We start from the raw sequence: 20,743 nt of genomic DNA, 5'->3' as shown, positions 1-20,743 counted from the left end.
CCTAGTATACGCGAATAACGCGGCTGCGTCGGGCGGCAGCGCTAGGCGGTTGCGCCGCTAATTTGATAGAGTGGCGCCCCTCGCTACCAGGCAGTTGATCATATCCCCAGTCATGTCTCCAGTTAATCCGCCATTGCTTTCACCGATTGAGCGCTACCAGCGTGATCTGCAGCGTCCGGATTTTGTTGCCGATCCGGCCCAGGCGGCCGCCGTGCAGGAGCTCCAGGACCTCTATCTGCGCCTGCTCGACAGGGCGGGGCGGGGCGGCCTGTTCGGCCGCATCCGCAAGTTGTGGCGGGAGCAGGCGGAGCCGGAGCGCGGGCTCTACTTCTGGGGCGGTGTTGGTCGCGGCAAGACCTACCTGATGGATGCCTTTTATGAGTCGTTGCCGTTTGCACAGAAGCAGCGTACCCATTTCCACCGCTTTATGCGCGAGGTGCACCGGGAGCTGAAATCTCATGCCGGTGAGAAGAATCCGCTGGAGAAAGTGGCGGATCGCATCGCCGCACGGGCCCAGGTGTTGTGTTTCGACGAGTTCTTCGTCTCCGACATCACCGATGCGATGATTCTCGCCAACTTGCTGGATGCGCTCTTCCGCCGTGGAGTGACCCTCGTAACCACCTCCAATATCGAGCCGGAGGGCTTATATAAAGATGGCTTGCAGCGCGCCCGCTTCCTGCCCGCCATCGCCCTGCTGAAAGAGCACACCAAGGTGGTCAACGTCGACGGCGGCACGGATTACCGCTTGCGGGCGCTGGAGATGGCGGAGCTGTACCACTCCCCGCTGGACGCCGCGGCGGATTCCAGCCTGGCACGGAGTTTCGCGAGTCTCAGCGTGGAAGGTTGCGAGGTGCGGGAAAAGGTGAACCTGGAAGTTGAGGGGCGCCCCATTCGCGCGCTGCGGGTGGCGGATGACGTGGCCTGGTTCGACTTCAGCGACCTCTGCGACGGCCCCCGCTCGCAGAATGACTATATAGAGCTGGCGCGGGAGTTTCATACCGTGCTGTTGGCGAATGTGCCGCGGTTTGACGAGCGTATGGAGGCCCAGGCGCGGCGCTTTATCAACCTGGTAGACGAGTTCTACGATCGCTGCGTCAAACTGGTGATCTCCGCCGAGGTGCCGGCCGAACAGTTGTACGGCGGCAAGCATCTCAGATTTGAATTTGAACGTACGGTCAGTCGGCTGTTGGAGATGCAGTCGCACGAGTATCTGGCGCGACCCCACCGGCCGGATTAGGCTTTCTGGGAAGGGGTTAAAATCTGCTCAAAATCCCTTGAAATGCCCGTGGCGCTTATGTACTATCCGCGCTCTTTCGTGGGACGGCCCCTTTTTTCCGGGGTCACATTACAGGTGTTTATAACATGAAGACTTACAGTGCCAAGCCGGAAGCGGTAAAACGCGACTGGTACATTGTCGACGCTGCGGATAAGACTCTCGGCCGTATTTCCGCCGAGATCGCCCACCGCCTGCGCGGCAAGCACAAGCCTGAATATACGCCCCACGTGGACACCGGCGATTACATCATCGTGATCAATGCTGAGAAGGTCCGCGTGACCGGCAACAAGGCCAAAGACAAGATCTACCACAGCCACTCCGGCTACCCCGGTGGTCTCAAGTCCATCAGCTTCGAGAAGCTGATCGAGAAAGCGCCCGAGCGCACCATTCAAAGCGCCGTTAAAGGCATGCTGCCGAAGGGTCCGTTGGGTCGCGCCATGTTCAAGAAGCTGAAAGTTTACAGCGGCAGCGAACATCCTCATGCGGCACAACAGCCGATTGAACTGGCGATCTAAACGGGAATACTCTGATGGCAACTACTCAATACTACGGTACCGGCCGCCGCAAGACCTCCACCGCTCGCGTATTTATCGAGCAGGGTGAAGGTAAAATCACCGTTAACGGCCGCACCCTGGACGAATACTTCGGCCGCGAAGTGGCGCGCATGATCGTGCGTCAGCCGCTGGAGCTGGTCGACATGGTGGAAAAATTCGACATCAACGTCACTGTTAAAGGTGGTGGTTCTTTCGGTCAGGCGGGTGCTATCCGTCACGGCCTGACCCGCGCCCTGATGCAGTACGATGAGGCGCTGCGTCAGCCGCTGCGCGGCGCGGGTTACGTAACTCGCGACGCCCGTGCGGTAGAGCGGAAGAAAGTCGGTCTACGCAAAGCGCGTAAGAAGCCGCAATTCTCCAAGCGTTAAGCTTTTTTCAAGCCCGGCCTATGCCGGGCTTTTTTATGTCCTCCAGAGTGGCTGGCGCCGCAGGCTTCCGGTCATTTCTGCTCAATTTCTCGCCAGTTCGCCGCGCAATTACCGACGTTCACTTTCGTCATGCCTTGTATCAAATTGGCATTTTCTTTAACATTGCGCGAATTTGTATCCGCTTGATTTATGGGGTTTATTCGCACGGACAGTCCGTCGGGCGGAACTTCTTGCAAGATTTTTTTGGGTTTGGGCCAGTCAGTCTCTGGGTGCTCCGGGGACGCTGTGATGGGAGAACTACGTCATGAGTGATGACGGTGTAAACGTAGGACGGCGTCGCTTCTTGACCGCCGCTACCTCGGTTGTCGGTGGCGCGGGTGCGGTGGGAGTAGCCGTGCCCTTCGTCGCATCCTGGAATCCGAGTGCCAAGGCGAAGGCCGCCGGCGCGCCGGTCAAATACAATATCAGCAAGCTCGAACCGGGCCAGATGGTCACTGTTGAGTGGCGCGGCAAGCCGGTCTATGTCGTGCGCCGCACCGAGCAAGTGCTGGAAAACCTGACCAAGGTGGAACCGCTGCTGCGCGACCCCAATTCGGAAGAATCTATCCAGCCCCCCTACGTCGATCCCGAGAACCGTTCCATCAACCCGCAGCTGCTGGTGCTGGTCGGTCTCTGTACCCACCTGGGTTGCGCGCCCATGTATCGCCCGGAAGTCGGCGCTACCGATCTCGGCGGCGACGAATGGATGGGTGGCTTCTTCTGCCCCTGCCACGGCTCCAAGTACGACATGGCCGGTCGTGTCTATAAGGGTGTCCCCGCACCTACCAACCTGGACGTACCGCCCTACTCGTATGAGGGTGACGACGTAATTGTGATCGGCGTGGATCAGGAGGGCAGCGCATGAAGTGGCTAACATCATTCGGTGACTGGGTAGACCAGCGTCTGCCGATCTACCAGGCCTGGGACAGGCACATGGGCAAGTACTACGCGCCCAAAAACTTCAACCTGTGGTACTTCTTCGGGGTGTTTTCGCTGCTGGTTCTGGTTAACCAGCTACTCACCGGCATCTGGCTGGTAATGAATTTCAACCCCTCCGCCGAGGGCGCCTTTGCCTCTGTCGAGTACATCATGCGCGATGTCGAGTGGGGCTGGCTGATTCGCTACCTGCATTCCACCGGCGCTTCCGCATTTTTCGTGGTGGTCTATCTGCATATGTTCCGCGGCCTGATGTACGGCTCCTACAAGCCGCCGCGCGAACTGGTGTGGATCTTCGGTATGTGTATCTACCTGGTGCTGATGGCTGAAGCCTTTATGGGCTACGTGCTGCCGTGGGGCCAGATGTCCTACTGGGGCGCACAGGTGATCGTATCCCTGTTCGGGGCCATTCCCGGCATCGGTGAAGACCTGGTGCAGTGGATCCGCGGTGACTACCTGATCTCCGGTATTACCCTGACCCGCTTCTTCTCCCTGCACGTGATCGCTTTGCCGCTGGTACTGGTGCTGCTGGTGGTGCTGCACATCCTCGCGCTGCACGAGGTGGGCTCCAACAATCCGGACGGCATCGAGATCAAGAAGAACAAGGACGCGAATGGTATTCCCTTGGATGGCGTGCCCTTCCACCCGTACTACTCCGTGCACGATCTGGTCGGCATAGCGGTATTCCTGTTTATCTTCTGTGTCGTGGTGTTCTTCTTCCCGGAAATGGGCGGCTTCTTCCTTGAGCATGCCAATTTCGAAGAGGCCAACCCGCTGAAGACTCCGCCACATATCGCGCCGGTATGGTACTTCACGCCGTTCTACGCGATCCTGCGCGCGGTGACCATCGATATCGGCCCGCTGACCGCAAAGTTCCTCGGCCTGGTGGCCATGGGTGCGGCGATCGCGATCCTGTTCGTGCTGCCGTGGCTGGACAAGAGCCCAGTGCGCTCTATCCGCTACAAGGGCTGGATGCCGAAGGCTCTGCTGCTGGTGTTTGCCGCGGTGTTTATCATTCTGGGTTACCTGGGAGTTAAATCCCCGACCCCGGCCCGCAACTTCCTGGCCCAGGTGGCAACCCTGTTCTACTTTGCCTTCTTCGTGACCATGCCGATCTGGAGCAACCCGAAGGAGCGCAAGAGCCTGGCATCCTGGATTGTGAGCGGTATTTTCGCGGTACTTTTCCTGTGGATGGCAGTTACCAACTTCAAGGCGAGCCTGTTTGTCGGCGTGGCGGCCTTGCTGCTGACGGCATTCTTCGCGGCACTGCCTTGGCTGACCGTGCGCGATGAGGTGCACCCGGAGCCCGAGCGGGTAACCAGCCCGTCCGGTGGCAAGACCTTTGGCGTGCTGTTCGGTGGCCTGATAGTCGTGGCACTGCTGGCGTTCCTGCCGATCAAGGCGGTTGGTGCCGAAGCCGAAGTGGAGCTGGACCATATCAACATCGATCTGCAGGACAAGCCGTCCCTGCAGCGCGGGGCGAAGTACTTCGTCAACTACTGCATGGGCTGCCACAGCGCCAACTTTTCCCGCTGGGAACGGGTGGCGACTGACCTGGAGATCCCCAAAGAGTTGATGATGCAGAACCTGGTGCTGGGCGATAGCAAGATCGGCGACCTGATGGAGATCTCCATGCGTCCGGACGACTCCAAAGTATGGTTTGGCGCCGCGCCGCCGGACCTCACGCTGGTTGCCCGCTCCCGCTCGCCGGAATGGCTCTACACTTACCTGCGCAGTTTCTACAAGGACGATAGCCGCGCGACCGGTGTAAACAATAAGGTATTCCCGAGCGTGGCTATGCCGCACGTGCTGCTGGAACTGCAGGGCCTGCAGGAGTGTGCGCCCGGACCGAAGCGCGAGCACGGCCATATAGTGCGCGATGACCTCGGCAATCCGATTATGGACGCCGACTGCGGCAGTCTGAAAGTGGGCGACGTCAAAGGCTCCATGAGCGAGGAGGAGTTCGATCAGGCGATGTACGACCTGGTGAACTTTATGGAATACATCGCTGAGCCAATGGCTGAAGATCGCAAGCGTATCGGTTTCTATGTACTGGCGTTTATCCTGGTGTTCTTTGTTTTCGCCTGGCTGCTGAACCGCGAATACTGGAAAGACATACACCACTGAGGCCGTCGCCGATTTTTCTTTGCTGGGTGGTGGGGTTACTCCGCCACCCTTTTTATGTTTTTGGATCGTAGGTCGGCTCAGTAGCCGGCCGACTATTTGAGGTAGTTACAACATGGGTGTGCCGACCAACAAGCGCTCCTCCATGACCTTCTTTTCCGATGGTCGCAGTCATTACAGCCACCGAGTGCGCATTGTGCTCGCAGAGAAAGGTGTCTCCGTCGATATCATCGACGTAGATCCAGACGATAAGCCCGCGGAACTGGCTGACCTCAACCCGTACAACTCGCTGCCCACCCTGGTGGACAGGGAGCTGGTGCTGTTCGAAACCAAGGTAATGATGGAGTACCTGGACGAGCGTTTCCCGCATCCGCCGCTACTACCGGTGTATCCGGTTGCGCGCGCGCAGAGTCGCCAGATCATGTACCGTATCGAGCGTGACTGGTGTCCGCTGGTAGACAAGATTCTCACCGGGGGCAAAGATGCTGCCGCCGCGCGCAAGGATCTGCGTGACAGCCTGGTGGGCATCGCGCCGATGTTTACGGACCTGCCGTACTTCTTCAACGAAGAATTCTCGCTGGTGGATTGCTGTATGGCCCCGCTGCTGTGGCGCCTGGAGCAGTTCGAAATCAGCCTGCCGAAGACCAAACAGGCCAAACCGCTGCTGGACTACATGGATCGCCTGTTTAGCCGCGAAGCCTTCCAGCAGAGCCTGACCGAATACGAGCGGGAAATGCGCTGAGAGGTCCCTTACGGGAATGAGCCTTGAAGCAGGGGAGATACAGCCTGAAGCCAGGAGAAATATAGGTGAGTAAACCGGCCATGACATCCAATCGTCCGTATATCCTGCGGGCGTTTTACGAGTGGATTACCGACAACCGGTGCACTCCCTATATTCTCGTAGATACCCATCTGCCCGGCGTACTGGTACCGCAGCAGCACGTGAATGACGACGGGCAGATAGTTCTGAACATTTCGGAGAGTGCGGTAGCGGGCCTGAACATGGACAATTACGCCATCAGGTTCAATGCGCGCTTCGGTGGCGTACCTACCGATATTCAGGTTCCGGTTGGCGCGGTCGTCGGCATCTACGCGCGTGAAAACGGTCAGGGCATGGTATTTGAGGCAGAGGAAACGCCGGAACCACCCGAGCCGACACCACCCACAAGCCTGGGTAAGAAAACGGCGAAAAAGCCCGCGCTGCGCGTGGTCAAATAGCCGTCATTCAATGCCAATGGCGTGCGGTCGGAGCAAGAACCGATCGCACGTCATGTTCGAGATCTGAGATCCATTCCCTTCGGCAGCCCTGCCAACGCCGTATAATCTGCAGCGAATTTCAACATCCGCTTTACTATGCCGCCTATTCTGCAGTGGCTGCGCTACAGCTGGTTGCCGGGTCTATTGCTGGTACTGCTCTGTGCGCACTACCTATCCTGGCTCGATTTGCACGCACTGTTGTCAGCCGAATCCTCCACCGGCTTGCTCGCGATTGCGCTGTTTCTCGGGATTTTCTTCAAGTCGAGCCGTGTGGTTTTCGCGGCGGCACTGCTTCTGCTTATCTACCTTGGTGCAGCAGCCGCGGATTGGTTGCATGGAGATTTGCTGTCACTCTGCCTGGCGCTGGGTGCGGTGAACATGGCGCTGGTGAGCTTCAGCCGAGATCGAAGCGTGGTCAGCGTTTTCGGAGTTCTGCTGTTGTTCGTGCTGTTGCTGCAGGGGGCGGGGGTTTATCTGTTGCAGAGCTGTTGCGGTGCGCCTGTGCTGGGCTTCAGTCTGCAAATACCGCTGCCCGGGCACCGGGCGGAAGTCAGCCTTGCGGCACTTATGTTCGGCTTTGGCGCACTGCTGGCGACGATTAAATTGTTGACCCGGCCCGACTTCACCGGCTGGGGGTTGCTGCTGTGTACCCTGTTGCTGGCCGCCGGTAGTTATTTCGGTCTTCGACTCGATATTATCGCCGCCGCAGCGGCGTTGCTGCTGGTGGCGCTGGTACTGCGCAATGCCTACGAACTGGCATTTCGCGATGAGCTCACCGGAATTCCCTCGCGACGTGCCTACAGCCGCCACCTGCTGACACTGGGGCGCCACTTCAGTATCGCGGTTGTGGATATCGACCACTTCAAGAAGCTGAACGATCGCCACGGTCACCAGGTGGGCGACCAGGCGCTGCGCATGGTGGCGGGTAAAATCGCCCGTTTCGGCGGCGGCCGTGCCTTCCGTTACGGTGGTGAGGAGTTTGTGGTAGTGATACCTGGACGTGACCGGGACAGCGCGCGGAATTCACTGGAGCGGATGCGAGAGGAAATCAGCGCTTATCCAATGCGCTTGCGCTCTTCCTCCAGGGTGCGAGGCAACAGCGATCGCGCACGCCGCCGCCGCGGGCAGGGCGGCGGTAAAACGATCAAAACGACCGTGAGCGTCGGTGTGGCCAGTAGTGACAGCGGACTGAAATCACCGGATGAGGTGATGAGAGCCGCCGATCGCGCCCTGTACAAGGCCAAGCGCAGCGGGCGCAATCGAGTCTGTGCCCACAATTGATATAGATCAGTAGATGCGAAAAATGGCGCCTTATTGCTGATTTGCATTGGTTAATCGGCCTGTAGGCCCCGATACTGCTAAGCAGAGCAGTGAAGGGAGCTACAGCGTGCGATTACTAAGCCATACCATCGGAATCTTCACCCACCCCGACAGAGAGTGGAAGGCCATCCGGGCCGACCGCCATTCCTTTGTTCAGGTCTTTCTCAGTCATGTGCCAATTCTGGCGTTGATTCCCGCCATTGCCGGCTACATAGGCGTGACCCGCTTCGGTTTCGAGCTGGGTGGGCACCTGACGAAGCTGACGCCGGCAAGTGCCGGAGTGCTGGCGGTAGTGACTTACTTTGCCATGCTGATCGGCGTCTACCTGCTGGGTGAGTTTATCAACTGGATGGCGAGATCCTACGGCGTAGAAGGTGACGAGCCCACCCGGCACTACGAGGGCACCGCACTGGCAGTATTCGTAACGACGCCAATTTTTCTCGCCAGTATCGTCGTGCTCTATCCGCATCTGTGGCTGACGGTGGCGGTTATCGGTCTGGCCGGAACCTATTCCATCTACCTGATGTTCGAAGGCATCCCGATTTTGATGAACATGAACAAGGAGCGCGCCTTCCTGTATGCCTGTGCGGTGGTTACCGTGGCGCTGATTATGATGGTGACGGTGCTGATCGGGTCGGTGATCCTGTGGAGTATGGGTATCGGTCCGGTTTACCAGCATTAGCTCAATGCATTAGCTCAATAAGGTCAAAACGAAAAAGCCGGCGTTACAGCCGGCTTTTTCGTTTGCCCGAATCAGGCGATGGCTGAATTCCGGGAATGGCTTGAGACCGTCATTTCGGAGGGTGGGATAACCGGTGGCATAGGGCAGTCGAGGCTATCGGCGATGGCACGCAGCAGCTCGATCTCCTCGGCCTCGATGACGCCATCGTGGCTCATGGTCGCCGCAATGGCCTTCAGCAGCGCCGGCTTCCGTAATGGCCTGATGGTGCCGGCAATCGCGATGGCCTTGTCCAGGCGCTGCAGGGTGATATCCGTGGCCGTGGGCAGGGGCGTGATGTCCAGTTGCAGAGCCTTCAGGCCGCTCTCGTAGGCGCGCTTAGCCGGCAGGTATTCGGCATGGCCGGCATGGGCGACGGCAGCGAGCATAAAGCGCGCCGCATCCCTCTCTGCGCCTTTCTTCGGCGACAGCCGCTGTCGGTCGGGAGTGCCTTCGAGCGCGTGCATCAGTACCCGATACAGGGCCCATTCCCAGAGTTCCACTTTCCCGTCGCTGCGCAGCAGCTTGATCAGGTTGCGTTTGAAGACCTGATACTGCTGCGGGACCAGCGCCTTCAGCGCCGGCACACAGAGATCCAGCAGTGGCAAACGCGCGCTGGCGGGCAGGCTCTGCAGTTGCGGTTCCAGCTTATGCATTTCCCGCACGACCGCCGGATGGGCGATCTGCTGCAGCAGCTCGCGCTGTGCGCGGCGCTCGTTCTCGCCCTTGTGCAGCAGCAGGTAATAAACCAGGGCGCGTGCGGCAAACGGATCGTGGGCGGCCTGCTGCAGTGTTGCCGGCACCGACTGCAGCAACTGGCGGCCGTAATTGACCTGCTGCTCAGAGGGGTTGCCGATACTGTTGTCGACCGCGTCGATCACCTGTTGGCAAGACGCGCTTTCACGATTCACCGCTGCGGCGAATCCCATAACCTGCGCGTCTTGTTGAGACGTTACCGATATGCCGGCAGGTTCGTTAGCGGTACTCGGATAGTGGCCGTTCCATTGTGGATCGAGGCGCGTGATGCGCTCCGCCAGCGGTGGGTGGGTCGAGAACAGGTTGGCAAAGGACCTCTTCAGCCCGCTGGCGAAATACATATGGCTGAACTCCGCCGCATTGCCCGAAGTCAATTGTGAGCCGGCGGTATAGCCGCCGATCTTCTTCAGCGCCCCGGCGATGCCGGCATTGTTGCGCGTGAACTGCACCGCCGAGGCGTCGGCGAGAAATTCGCGCTGGCGGCTGACTGCGGATTTGATCAGGTTGCCGAAAAAAGTGCCGGTATAGCCGATCACCATCAGACCCGCGCCGATACCGAAAAGGGCGGCGCGGCCGCGGTTGTCACGGCTGGAGCTGAAGTGGCTACCGCGCAGCAGCCAGTAGCCGAGTAAGCCGATAATCAGAATGCCGTTTAGCAGGCCGACGATGCGGATGTTCAGGCGCATATCGCCGTTGAAAATGTGGCTGAACTCGTGCGCCACTACGCCCTGTAGTTCGTCGCGGCTGAGCTTCTCGATACAGCCGCGGGTCAGGCCGATCACCGCGTCCGTGGGCTTGTAGCCGGCGGCGAAGGCATTGATGGCGTCGTCCTCGATCAGGTACACATCGGGCACCGGCGTGCCCGAAGCGATGGCCATTTCCTCCACCACATTGAGCGCGCGCTGTTCGGCTTCACCGTGCGGGGCGATATTGATTTTGCGCCCGCCGAGGGACTCGGCCACCGCACGGCCGCCGGCGGCCAGCTGGCGCAGCTTGTACAGGCTGCCCAGCGAGATGACCGCGGCGATGGTCAGCGCAATCATGGCGACAGTATCCCAGCCGAGCAGCTGGTCGATGTTGACGAGTGAGAACGCCTGGCCGCGGGAGTAGGCCACCAGCGCCGCGGCGAGCAGCGTCGTGATACCGATCAACAGCCCCACAGCCAGCGCGAACAGGCCCACCAGCAGCCCTGTGTTGCGTTTGGCTCTGTCCTGGTACTCGAAGAAATTCATCGGTTAAAACTCGACGCGGGGTGCGGCCTGAATGGCTTCAGAATCGGCGAATTCCAGCAGCTTGCCGTCGTTGCGGTGGCCGAAGAATCCGGCGAAAAATACCGGCGGGAAGCTCTGCTTGTAGATGTTGTAAGTCATCACCGCGTCGTTGAATGCCTGGCGGGAGAAGGCGACCTTGTTCTCAGTGCTGGTCAGCTCCTCGTTCAGCTGCATCATGTTCTGGTTGGCCTTCAGGTCCGGGTAGGCTTCCATCACGACGTTGAGGCGGCCGAGGGCATTGGCCAGCGCCCCTTCGGCGTGGCCGAGGTCGGCGATGGCGCCGGCGCTGCCCGGGTTGGCGGCGGCGGCCTTGAGGCCGGCAAGGGCCGTGTTGCGCGCGCTGATCACCGCTTCCAGTGTCTCGCGCTCGTGTTTCAGATAGCCCTTGGCGGTCTCTACCAGGTTGGGGATCAGGTCGTAGCGGCGTTTTAGCTGCACCTCGATCTGCGCAAAGGCGTTTTCATAGCGGTTCTTCAGTGAAACCAGTTTGTTGTAAATGCCGACCACGTAGAACAACAGTGCGGCAATGGCCACCAGCCAGACGATGCTTGAGATTTCCATATTACTTCTCGCCGTTTATGTGAATTGACTGGCGCCGATAGTAACACGGTGCTTGTGGCTTCTCCGCGGACTTGTCGGAATCCTTGCCTAGTGTCGTGGTGGCCCCCCTGCGTCGACATCAGGGCTTTCGCGTCGCGCTTCGGCATCCGCTCCCGAGTCATGCCAAGGGCCGATGGCGGCGTTGGGCCCCGCTTCGGGTATAATGCGCCGCGAAATAAAGAATCCCGGCAACAGCGCCGGCACAGAATTGGGAGCAGCCAGTATGAGCGATGTAACTTCAGACCCGGTAGTGATTGTCGGCATGGCGCGCACGCCTATGGGCGCCATGCAGGGCGCCCTGTCCGCGCTGAGCGCGCCGCAGCTGGGTGCCGCGGCCATCCGCGCGGCACTCGAGGACGCGGGCGTAGCCCCCGCGGACGTTGATGAAGTGCTGATGGGCTGCGTCTTGCCGGCCGGTGTCGGTCAGGCGCCGGCGCGTCAGGCGTCCATCGGTGCCGGCATTCCCGAAGGTACTCCCTGCACCACGGTCAACAAGGTGTGCGGTTCCGGCATGAAGACCGTGATGATGGCCCGCGATGCGCTGTTGGTGGGCGAGGGCAAGGTGATCGTCGCCGGTGGCATGGAGAGCATGAGCAATGCCCCCTACCTGCTGCAGAAGGCGCGCGGAGGTATGCGTCTCGGCCATGGCGAGGTCAAGGACCACATGTTCCTCGACGGCCTGGAAAACGCCTACGACGGCAAGCTGATGGGCACCTTCGCCGAGTGCACTGCCGACAAGTACAGTTTTACCCGCGAAGAGCAGGATGCGTTTGCGCTGGAATCCCTGGCGCGCGCCCAGGCCGCCATCGAGAGCGGCGCCTTCGAGCGCGAGATCACCCCGGTGACCATCGCCTCCCGCCGCGGCGATGTGGAAGTCTCCGTCGATGAGGGCCCGGGCGCTGCACGTCCGGACAAGATCCCTCAACTGAAACCGGCCTTTCGCAAGGACGGTACCGTCACTGCCGCCAATGCCAGCTCCATTTCCGACGGCGCCGCTGCACTGGTACTGATGCGCGAGAGCGAAGCCAATAAGCGCGGTCTGAAGATCCTGGCGGTGCTGCGCGGCCAGACGCAATTTGCCCGGGAACCGGAATGGTTCACCACCGCACCGGTTGGCGCCATGCAGAAGCTGCTGGAGAACACCGGCTGGTCTGCGGACGACGTCGACCTGTTCGAAATCAACGAAGCCTTTGCCGTGGTGACCATGTCGGCGATGCGCGAACTGAACCTGCCGCACGACAAGGTCAACGTAAACGGCGGTGCCTGTGCCCTCGGCCACCCGCTGGGTGCGAGTGGCGCGCGCATTCTGGTAACCCTGCTGGCAGCGCTGGAAAAACGCGATGCGAAGAAAGGTATCGCCAGCCTGTGTATCGGCGGCGGCGAGGCCACGGCGGTCGCCATCGAGCGGGTATAATCCCGAACCAATAAAAAAACGGAGGCATTTGCCTCCGTTTTTTTATGTATGTCTCATCAAAGAGTGGTCAGTTGACGTATTCCACTGCCTTGACCACCTTCTGCACCCCGCCGATGCTACGGGTCACATCGGCAGCCCGCTCTGCCTCGGCGCGGGTCAACAGTCCCATCAGATAGACTACTCCATTTTCGGTGACCACCTTGATACGGCTGCTGTCGATTTCATCGTTTGTCACCAATGTACTTTTCACCTTGGTGGTCAGCCAGGCGTCGCTGCTGCTGGCCAGGAAGGACACCTTGCCGCGCACCTGAATCTCGTTGTAAACCTGGCGCACATATTTGACCTGCTGCGCGGTGCGCCCGGCCAGCAGGCGCAGATCGTTGTTGCCGACCTGGCCGGTGAGCAGCACCACGCCGTTGAAAGCATTCACATTGATATTGGCCGCTTTCAGGTCCGGATGCGCCTTGTTGATATTGACCGTGGTGACGGTCTCGATCTTCTGGTCATCCATATAGGTGCCCAGGGAGCGCTTGCCAGGATCCTGCTGGATGGGGCCATCATGGGTGGCTTCCAGCACGGTGGTGCAGCCGGTCAGGGCGGTTGCCATCGTCAGGGCGATAAAGAAGCGCTTATGCAGCGCGATTAGGTTTTTTTTCATGGTTCAGTCCTCGTAACCACCGAACAAACTGTTGTCGATCAAATCGCACAGACAGAAAATTGTTAGCAGGTGTACCTGGTGTACTTCAGCTGCGACCTCGGAAGGCACGCGCAGTTCAATATCATGGGTATCCAGCAGCGCGGCACAGTCGCCGCCGTCGCCACCGGTCAGTGCGAGAATACCCATATCGCGATCGCGCGCAGCGCGCATGGCCTGCACCAGATTGGAGTCGCGTCCGTCATTGCTGATTATCACCAGCAGGTCGCCGGGCTGGCCCAGTGCGCGCACCGGACGCGCAAAGGACTCGGCGCGGCCGTGGTTGCGCGCGATAGTACCGATGGAAACGCCGTCGCTGTTCAGTGCTACAGCCGGCAGCCCGGGGCGTTCGCGCTGGAATCCGCCGACCAGCTGTGCGCTGAAGCTCTGCGCCAGTGCACCGCTGACGCCGTTGCCACACAGTAGCAGTTTGTTTTCCGCCAGCAACGTATGCACCACCATTTCGCTGGCCTCAGCGATCAGCGGTGCCAGCACTTCGCCGGCGTTCATGGTGGCTTCCAGACTGTGGTGGAAAAGGGTTACAACTCGCTGTTCCATTGTTTCCTTATGCGGGCGAAATCCAGGCTCACCCTTTATTTAGCAAGGCAGAAAATCAATATCCTGCCTCAGGCTCCGAAGGCATTCTTTATCCACTGGATGTTTTGCCCCTCGCCGTCCGTCGCGCCATCAATGGCGATGACGTCGAAGCGACACGGGCAGTCCAGTTTCTTTTGCTGCAGATAGCTGTGTGCCGTCGCGAGCAGTTTCTGTTGTTTGCGCGCGTCAACGGTGGCGCCGGCAGAACCGAAGCGGTCGCTGCGGCGATAGCGCACTTCCGCGAAGACCACCGTGTCCTCATCGCGGGCGATCAAGTCTATCTCACCGCGGCGGCTGCGGAAATTGCGTTCGATGAGGGTCAGACCAGCGGCTTGCAGATAGCGCGCCGCGGCCTCTTCCATCCTTGCACCGACGCTGTCGGCGCCGGCAGTGCGCTTAAAAAGCTTCACTGGTCCCGGTCAGCTCTATGCTTTCGGGTTGCGGCAATACCGGCTCCACTACCGTTGTGACAGGTACCGGGGCACCCTTGTCGATGCGCGCCCAGATCTGTTCGCGCACGATACGGCCGTCAGCGGTCAGGCTCAGCGCCCCGGTCAGGCCGTGTACCCGCTGCTGCGGGAACTGGCGCAGCATCGGAATGCGCGGGTAGAGCCGGAAAGCGTCGGCGCCCAGAGCGTAGAGGCGGGCAAAGGCTGGTGCCGGCGACGCCTGTTTTTCGATATTGCGCTTGGTCTGATTGTCGTTCTCGAACAGCCACGGCAGTGCGGTAAAGCGGATACCGTTGATGTCCCGGTCGCGGTCCGGATTGATGTTGCCGTCAAATACATGCGAGGTGGCGTACACCGGCAGGTCATTGGCGTAATAGAAGGTCAGCATCGGGTTGATCTGACGCGCCTGCTGCGGCTGCGCGACCAGGAACAGCATGTCCACATCGCCGCGGCGGCGCGGGGTGAACTCCAGAGGTGCGGCGAGCCTGCGGCGCAGTGCCGCCTCGCGGGCCTTGCTGTCCGGGATCAGCAGGGCGTCGCTGATCAGCTGGGAGAACTTGCTGCTGTCGCGGAAGCTCCTGCTGATGCTGACGCTGCCCCCCAGACGCTGCCACTCTTCCTGGAATGCTTCCGCACCGCGTTGGCCCCAGCTGGCGTCGGCAGCGAGAATCATCGCCTGGCGATGTCCCTGACGATACGCGTGCCGGGCGACCTGGCGCGCTTCGTCCTCGATGGCGAGGCCGAACTGCACCAGGTCGTTGGTCAGACGGCCCTCGTCGCCATAATTCAGTGCCAGGGTCTGTACCGGCAGTTTCTCTGTGGCCAGCAGGTTGGCCACCTTGCGCTTGTCCAGCGGGCCGACAATGGCCTGGGCGCCGGCATCGACCGCGCTCTGATAGATCTCTTCAAACGGCTGCGCGGTGCCGGTGTCGTAAACCATTACCGTGGGCGTCGGGGCACCGGCGGTGAGGGCCGTATAGTGTGCCGCCATAAAGCCGTCGCGGATGGCGCGGCCGGCACTGCCGAGGGGGCCGGACAGCGGCAGCAGCAGCGCGATGCGATCAGCGCGCTGGGAGGCGAGCTGTTCCAGCAGCTGCAGCGCCTGGGGCGGGTGAACGCTGGCGCTGTGGCCAGGCCACTGCTGGCGCCAGCGGCTCAGTGCGGTGAGCTGTGAGCTGATATCGGTCTGGGTGTCGCGACCGAGCAGGGCCAGCTGGTACCATCCGCGCATCTGCCGGTCGCTGCTCTCGGCGGCACGGGTCTGCAGCTCGCTGGACGGCAGCTGGGTCAGCAGTTGCCAGAAGCCGTCGTTGTTGTCGGCGATGGCCTCGTCGCTCTGCGCCAGATTGGCGATCTGTCGCCGCTCGGCGATGGCGCTGTCCAGGTCGCCCAACAGGCCCCAGAGGTCGGCACGCAGATCGCGCAGGGGCAGGGCGGTTTCCCTGGGCAGCTGGGTCCACACGTGATCCAGACGCGGCGCGGTCGCCAGGTCGAGAGCCTGGAAAAACTCGTCTTCAGCGGCGAGCAAGCCACCGTATACCCGCGCGTACTGGGCGTAGAGGGGGTCGTCCAGCTGGTCGGGGGAAATGGTGACCACAGCCTGTTTGGCCGTCTGCTTGTCGCCCAGCTCGTATAGAATGGCGGCTGCCTGCAGGCGCTGCTTATCCCGCTCCGGGGCAGGCAGTGTCTCGGCGGTGTGCAGCAGCTGCACGGCGGCACTGCGGCTGGGGCCGGAGGCGCTGTCGGTTACCGGCAGCTGTGTGCCGGGCTTCTGGGCCGGCGTCTGACAGGCGGCCAGAGCCAGGGCCAGCGCACTGGCGGCGACTCTGGCGATGACTGGGGCAACGCGCCGGGAAGAGACGTACATATTCTTCTCTCGCAAAATTTAACTTTATTCGAACTATGGGGTCGTGAATTATGGGGCCGGATCAGGCGCTGCTTTATATCGTCGCTACGCCTATTGGTAATTTGGCCGATATGGTACCGCGAGCCGTCGAAGTTCTACAATGCGCCGATCTGGTTGCGGCAGAGGACACACGTCACAGTCAGAGGCTTTTCTCCCATTTCAACATCGATACGCCGTTGATGGCGTACCATGACCACTCGGACGACAAGCGTACCGAGCAGATCCTGCAGCGACTCGAGCAGGGTCAGACGGTCGCGCTTATCTCGGATGCGGGCACACCGCTGATTTCCGACCCCGGTTACCGACTGGTGCGCGAGGCCCGCGCCCGCGGTATCCAAGTGGTGCCGATTCCCGGCGCCTGTGCATTTGTCGCCGCGCTCAGCGCCGCTGGCCTGCCCAGCGATCGCTTCAGCTTCGAGGGCTTTCTGCCGGCCAAGCCCGGCGCGCGGGAGAAGGCGCTGCGCGAACTGGCCGCCGATACCCGCACGCTGGTGTTCTACGAGGCCCCGCACCGGGTGGCGGATACCGTCGAGGCGATGGCGGGGATCTTCGGCGCTGAACGCGAGGCGGTAATCGCGCGGGAAATCAGCAAGGCTTTCGAAACCTTCCACCTGGCGCCGCTCGCCGAGCTGGCCAAATGGGTGCGCGCAGACAGCAATCAGCAGCGCGGCGAGATAGTACTGCTGGTGCGCGGGGCCGAGCGCAAGCAGGGTGCAGAGTTAGACAGTGAGGCTGAGCGGGTGATGAAGCTACTGCTGGCGGAACTGCCGCCGAAGCGGGCCGCGGCACTGGCGGCGGAGATTACCGGGGTCAACAAGAAGGCTCTGTACAACTGGAGCCTGGAGCAGAAGTAACTCTATATCCGGTCCCCCGCTGGACTGCGCGAGCGGGGGAGCCGGTTTTGATGATCGCCGTTAAACGGCCTGGCGGGCCAGTGGCTGGCACATGCAATGCACGCCGCCACCGCCGGCGGTGATCATGGAGATATCCGGGTCGATCACCTTGAGGCCGTGGGCCAGGCACTTCTCTTTCAGTTCGGTGTTGTCGGACGGCAGCATTACCCGGTCGTCACCGAGGGCGACGACGTTGACGCCCAGCTCCATGACCTGCGGGTAGGAAATGTCGATGATCTCGAAGTTGCGTGATTTGAACCACTGCACCAGCTCCGGCTCCACCGCATCGACACACATTGCAACCAGTTTCTCCGCCAGCGCGGCCACCAGCACGTCCAGGTGCAGGAAGTAGGGGTCGAACTGGTAGCCCTTAACCTCCCAGCCCTCGGCCTCGATCCACTGTTTCATCTGCGCGAAGCCCTCGGGCGAGGTGCGCTCGCCGGAATAGCCACACAGGATCACGCCGGGTTCCAGCACCATAAAGTCGCCGCCCTCGAGGCTGCCGGCGGTGATGACGTCGTAGATCGGAATGTCGAGCTGTTGGTAGGTCTTCACCACGTCTACCCATTCGCCGCGGCGCCAGGGGCTGTACATCTGCGTGACGATCGGCCCCCAGGGGGTCATCACGCTGGAGTCGCGGGCGTACAGCTGGTAGGGCAGGTGCGAGTCCGCCGGCAGCAGGTGGGTGGTCACGCCGGCCTCGCGGTAGGCATCGAGCATCTCCTGGTGCTGGCGGCGCGCCACCTCGGCGTCGAACTGGCGACCCAGGCGCAGGGAGCGGCGCGCGGCGGCGTTGCCGGTCTGCCACGTATAGTGGTCGATGGGGCCCACCAGCAGGTCGGTGAGCACGCCGTACTCGGAGTTGATGCCCCAGCGCTTGAGGGGGGCGGTGTTGCCGCTGTCGTTGCGGTATTTGAAGGTGAATTCGGTCATGTCTGTTCTCTAGAAATGGGGTTCTACCAAATTTTCGGGCGGCCCGATTGCCGGGGCCATATGCGGGACACGCCGTGAATACGTCCCTGTAGGCTTGTCGGCCGGGTCCCTCCGGCCGACAGTCCCGCGAATGGCCCCGGTAACCGGGCCTTCGCTTAGCGCTTATCTACTTCGTCAGCTTTGCGTGGCTATCTTCAGCATCGCGTGCAGCAGCACATTGGCGCCGGCTTCCAGGTCTTCGGGCTGCGCATTCTCTGCCTCGTTATGCGACAGCCCCTTTTCGCAGGGCACGAAGATCATGCCGGTGGGGGCGACGCGCGAGATGTACACCGAGTCGTGCCCTGCGCCGGAAACCATCTCCTTGTTGCTGTAGCCGAGTTCGGTCACCGACTCGCGCACTGCGGCGACGCACTGCGGGGCAAAGGCCACCGCCGGCGAGCGCCACTCGTCGCGGATCGAAGCCTCCACACCCACTTCTACCGCAGCCGCGGCGGCGATTTCGCGAAAGCTGTGGTCCATCGCGTTCAGCACCTGTTGATCCGGGTGACGCAGGTCCACGGCCAGGACCAGCTGTTCCGGCACGGTGTTGCGGCTGCCGGGCTCGGCGCGGATATCGCCGAAAGTCACCCGCGCCCAGGGACCGTGGTCCTCCGCCAGACGGTACAGCTGCTCGAGAATCCGGTGCAGCGCCATGAAGGGGTCGCGACGGCCCTCCATCGGGCTGGGCCCGGCGTGGCACGGTTGGCCGGTCAGGGTCAGGTCATACCAGTGCATGCCCTGGACACCGCTGAGCACACCGATCTGCTTCTGCTCCTGTTCCAGGATCGGCCCCTGTTCGATATGCACCTCGAAGGCGGCCGCGAGCGGGCGCGCGCGGGCTTCAGTCTCGCCGCGGTAGCCGATGCGCTGCAGCTCGTCGCCGAAAGTCTTGCCGTCCTTGTCCGTGCGGCCGTAGGCGTAGTCGAGGTCGAACTCGCCGCTCCAGACACCGGAGCCGATCATCGCCGGCGAGAAGCGCGCACCCTCCTCGTTGGTCCACACCGCCACTTCCAGCGGTGCCTCGGTCTCGATACCGGCGTCGTTGAGGCTGCGGATCACTTCCAGCCCCGCCAGTACGCCGTAGACACCGTCGAACCGGCCGCCGGTGGGCTGGGTGTCCAGGTGAGAACCGGTCAGCACCGGCGGCAGATCCGGATTGCGGCCAGGGCGGCGGACGAAGATATTGCCCATCGCGTCTATGTCGATGCTGCAGCCGGCCTCGCGGCACCAGCGCACGAACAGGTCGCGGCCGTCGCGATCCAGGTCGGTCAGTGCCTGGCGGTTGCAGCCGCCCTTGGCGGTGGCACCGATGGTGGCCATCTCCATCAGCGAATCCCAGAGTCGCTGGCCATTTACGCGTAAGTTACTGCTGGCGGTCATTTTGCCTGGCTCCGTTGTTCTTAATCCGCAGGTCTAAGGGTGAGAAACAAGAGTCTATGGTTTGATTTCTTACAGGCAATTAACTTTTAATTGCCATTATGGTGCCTTTTAGATACCGAAAAGCGAGAGTTCGATGGCCACCCAGCTCAGAAACCTGTCCCTTACTTCTTTGCGTACCTTCCACGCGGTGGGGCGCCACTGCCATATGCGCCGCGCGGCGGAGGAGCTGCACGTGTCCCACCCGGCACTCAGCCGCCAGATCCGCGAGCTGGAGGCGCGCCTGGGCACGCCGCTGTTCGAGCGCAGCGGCAACCGCCTGGCGCTGACCGCCGCCGGCCGGCGCCTGCATCGGGTCGTTAGCGATGCCTTCGCGCAGCTGGAAAAGGGGCTCCTGTACCTGGATCCGGAGAGCCTGAGTGGCGAGGTGGTGATCGCCACCACCGCCACCATTTCCCTGAGCTGGATGCTGCGGCTGCTGCGCGAGGTGCGCGCCAGGTATCCGGAGATCCGCCTGCGCCTGACTACCATCGAGCCGCGGGCGCGCCGCCTGCACAGCGATATCGATATCGCCATCTGCCTGGGGGAGCCGGAGGCACCAGAGCGGCGGGTGACGGCGCTCTATGAAGAGCACTACCTGCCCGTGTGCAGCCCACAACTGCTGCAACAGCGCAGGTTTGGCCGGCCCCGGGATCTGCTGCAGCTGCCACTGCTGCACGACACCCTGCAGCAATGGCCGAGCTGGTTTACCAGCCAGGGCGTGGACTACGAACCCGGCGCCGGTGAAGTGCAGTTCGACTACGCCTACCAGGCCATAGAGGCGGCGCGGCTGGGGATGGGGCTGGCGCTGGCGGACCGCCAGGAGGTCAGCGAGGATCTCAAGGAGGGGCGACTTGTGACCGTGATCGAGCGCCCCTTCACCATCGGCCAATCCCTCTACCTGGCCTGCGGGCGGGGCCCCGATCTCAATGCCCGTTCCCGCCTGGTGCTGGGACTGATCTTTGAATGGCTGAGCAGCCGCGGTGCGCCGTTGCAGGCGGGGGCCGAGGAATTGCAGCGGGAGCTGGCTGCGGCGGGCGGGGAGGGCGTCATCACCTGAACAGGTGATAGTGGCCGCACCGGCAACCCAGCATACTAAATACTGACGGAATGTTCGGTTTCGGTTAATCTTTGATCTGTTTGGATGGGTTGGCCGGATTGCCGAATCGTTCAAGGGCCCGAC

The 20,743-nt window shown here is 61.5% G+C and carries 20 protein-coding genes; 12 read left to right on the top strand and 8 right to left on the bottom strand.

Annotated features, from left to right (window positions below; genetic code table 11):
* The first annotated feature begins 133 nt into the window (after nt 1-133).
* From zapE to BLW36_RS06330, 9 genes are all read left to right on the top strand, one after another.
* A complete protein-coding gene (gene zapE, locus BLW36_RS06370; RefSeq protein ID WP_425286742.1) occupies nt 134-1,237 on the top strand; it encodes a cell division protein ZapE in 1,104 nt (367 codons plus the stop codon).
* Nucleotides 1,238-1,362: 125 nt separating this feature from the next.
* A complete protein-coding gene (rplM, locus tag BLW36_RS06365; RefSeq protein ID WP_073272498.1) occupies nt 1,363-1,791 on the top strand; it encodes a 50S ribosomal protein L13 in 429 nt (142 codons plus the stop codon).
* A 14-nt stretch (nt 1,792-1,805) separates the two neighbouring features.
* Nucleotides 1,806-2,198 (top strand): 30S ribosomal protein S9, encoded by a 393-nt coding sequence (gene rpsI / locus BLW36_RS06360; RefSeq protein ID WP_091386238.1) that lies wholly within the window; start codon nt 1,806-1,808, stop codon nt 2,196-2,198.
* 304 nt (nt 2,199-2,502) lie between these two features.
* Nucleotides 2,503-3,102, top strand: a complete 600-nt coding sequence (gene petA, locus BLW36_RS06355) for a ubiquinol-cytochrome c reductase iron-sulfur subunit (protein WP_091386236.1) — start codon at nt 2,503-2,505, stop codon at nt 3,100-3,102.
* Nucleotides 3,099-5,300, top strand: a complete 2,202-nt coding sequence (locus BLW36_RS06350) for a ubiquinol-cytochrome c reductase (protein WP_091386234.1) — start codon at nt 3,099-3,101, stop codon at nt 5,298-5,300. The genes petA and BLW36_RS06350 overlap by 4 nt, the downstream gene beginning before the upstream one ends.
* 112 nt (nt 5,301-5,412) lie before the next feature.
* The gene (locus tag BLW36_RS06345; RefSeq protein WP_091386232.1) at nt 5,413-6,039 is read left to right on the top strand and encodes a glutathione S-transferase N-terminal domain-containing protein; all 627 of its coding nucleotides are present in this window, start codon (nt 5,413-5,415) and stop codon (nt 6,037-6,039) included.
* A gap of 80 nt (nt 6,040-6,119) precedes the next feature.
* Nucleotides 6,120-6,515 carry a ClpXP protease specificity-enhancing factor gene (locus BLW36_RS06340; RefSeq protein WP_091386231.1) on the top strand — a complete coding sequence of 132 codons (396 nt, stop codon included), beginning with the start codon at nt 6,120-6,122 and terminating at the stop codon, nt 6,513-6,515.
* A gap of 135 nt (nt 6,516-6,650) precedes the next feature.
* Nucleotides 6,651-7,835, top strand: a complete 1,185-nt coding sequence (locus BLW36_RS06335) for a GGDEF domain-containing protein (RefSeq protein WP_091386230.1) — start codon at nt 6,651-6,653, stop codon at nt 7,833-7,835.
* A 106-nt stretch (nt 7,836-7,941) separates the two neighbouring features.
* Nucleotides 7,942-8,556 (top strand): Yip1 family protein, encoded by a 615-nt coding sequence (locus tag BLW36_RS06330; protein WP_091386229.1) that lies wholly within the window; start codon nt 7,942-7,944, stop codon nt 8,554-8,556.
* A gap of 71 nt (nt 8,557-8,627) precedes the next feature.
* Here BLW36_RS06330 and BLW36_RS06325 read toward each other — a convergent pair whose 3' ends face one another.
* Both BLW36_RS06325 and BLW36_RS06320 read right to left on the bottom strand, forming a co-directional pair.
* Nucleotides 8,628-10,580: a M48 family metallopeptidase gene (locus tag BLW36_RS06325; RefSeq protein ID WP_091386228.1), complete on the bottom strand. Its 1,953-nt coding sequence runs from the start codon at nt 10,578-10,580 to the stop codon at nt 8,628-8,630.
* A gap of 3 nt (nt 10,581-10,583) precedes the next feature.
* On the bottom strand, nt 10,584-11,180 hold the full coding sequence (locus tag BLW36_RS06320) for a LemA family protein (RefSeq protein WP_091386227.1): 597 nt from the start codon (nt 11,178-11,180) through the stop codon (nt 10,584-10,586).
* A gap of 262 nt (nt 11,181-11,442) precedes the next feature.
* Between BLW36_RS06320 and BLW36_RS06315 the strand changes: the two genes are divergently transcribed.
* Nucleotides 11,443-12,633, top strand: a complete 1,191-nt coding sequence (locus BLW36_RS06315; RefSeq protein WP_091387001.1) for an acetyl-CoA C-acyltransferase — start codon at nt 11,443-11,445, stop codon at nt 12,631-12,633.
* 67 nt (nt 12,634-12,700) lie between these two features.
* On the opposite strand, the gene BLW36_RS06310 is transcribed toward BLW36_RS06315, so the two are convergent.
* From BLW36_RS06310 to BLW36_RS06295, 4 genes are all read right to left on the bottom strand, one after another.
* Entirely contained in the window at nt 12,701-13,291 is a 591-nt protein-coding gene (locus tag BLW36_RS06310) for a BON domain-containing protein (RefSeq protein WP_091386226.1), read from the bottom strand.
* A gap of 3 nt (nt 13,292-13,294) precedes the next feature.
* The gene (locus BLW36_RS06305) at nt 13,295-13,885 is read right to left on the bottom strand and encodes an SIS domain-containing protein (protein WP_091386225.1); all 591 of its coding nucleotides are present in this window, start codon (nt 13,883-13,885) and stop codon (nt 13,295-13,297) included.
* 68 nt (nt 13,886-13,953) lie between these two features.
* The gene (locus BLW36_RS06300; RefSeq protein ID WP_091386223.1) at nt 13,954-14,334 is read right to left on the bottom strand and encodes a YraN family protein; all 381 of its coding nucleotides are present in this window, start codon (nt 14,332-14,334) and stop codon (nt 13,954-13,956) included.
* Nucleotides 14,321-16,240, bottom strand: coding sequence for a penicillin-binding protein activator (locus tag BLW36_RS06295; RefSeq protein ID WP_091386221.1), 1,920 nt, complete (start codon nt 16,238-16,240; stop codon nt 14,321-14,323). The genes BLW36_RS06300 and BLW36_RS06295 overlap by 14 nt, the downstream gene beginning before the upstream one ends.
* Before the next feature lie 50 nt (nt 16,241-16,290).
* Between BLW36_RS06295 and rsmI the strand changes: the two genes are divergently transcribed.
* A complete protein-coding gene (gene rsmI / locus BLW36_RS06290; RefSeq protein ID WP_091386219.1) occupies nt 16,291-17,133 on the top strand; it encodes a 16S rRNA (cytidine(1402)-2'-O)-methyltransferase in 843 nt (280 codons plus the stop codon).
* Between the two features lie 60 nt (nt 17,134-17,193).
* Here the strand turns inward: rsmI and BLW36_RS06285 are convergent, their stop codons facing one another.
* Nucleotides 17,194-18,105 (bottom strand): dimethylarginine dimethylaminohydrolase family protein, encoded by a 912-nt coding sequence (locus BLW36_RS06285; RefSeq protein ID WP_091386217.1) that lies wholly within the window; start codon nt 18,103-18,105, stop codon nt 17,194-17,196.
* Between the two features lie 174 nt (nt 18,106-18,279).
* Nucleotides 18,280-19,524: a Zn-dependent hydrolase gene (locus BLW36_RS06280; RefSeq protein WP_091386215.1), complete on the bottom strand. Its 1,245-nt coding sequence runs from the start codon at nt 19,522-19,524 to the stop codon at nt 18,280-18,282.
* Nucleotides 19,525-19,657: 133 nt separating this feature from the next.
* On the opposite strand from BLW36_RS06280, the gene BLW36_RS06275 reads away from it, so the two are divergent.
* Complete coding sequence (locus BLW36_RS06275) at nt 19,658-20,620, top strand: LysR substrate-binding domain-containing protein (RefSeq protein ID WP_091386213.1); 963 nt, start codon at nt 19,658-19,660, stop codon at nt 20,618-20,620.
* The last annotated feature ends 123 nt before the right edge of the window (nt 20,621-20,743 follow it).

This window comes from Microbulbifer marinus, from assembly GCF_900107725.1.
Classification (GTDB): Bacteria; Pseudomonadota; Gammaproteobacteria; order Pseudomonadales; family Cellvibrionaceae; genus Microbulbifer; species Microbulbifer marinus.
Note: the sequence above shows the minus strand (reverse complement) of the source record. Positions and strands in the feature narration are given on the sequence as shown.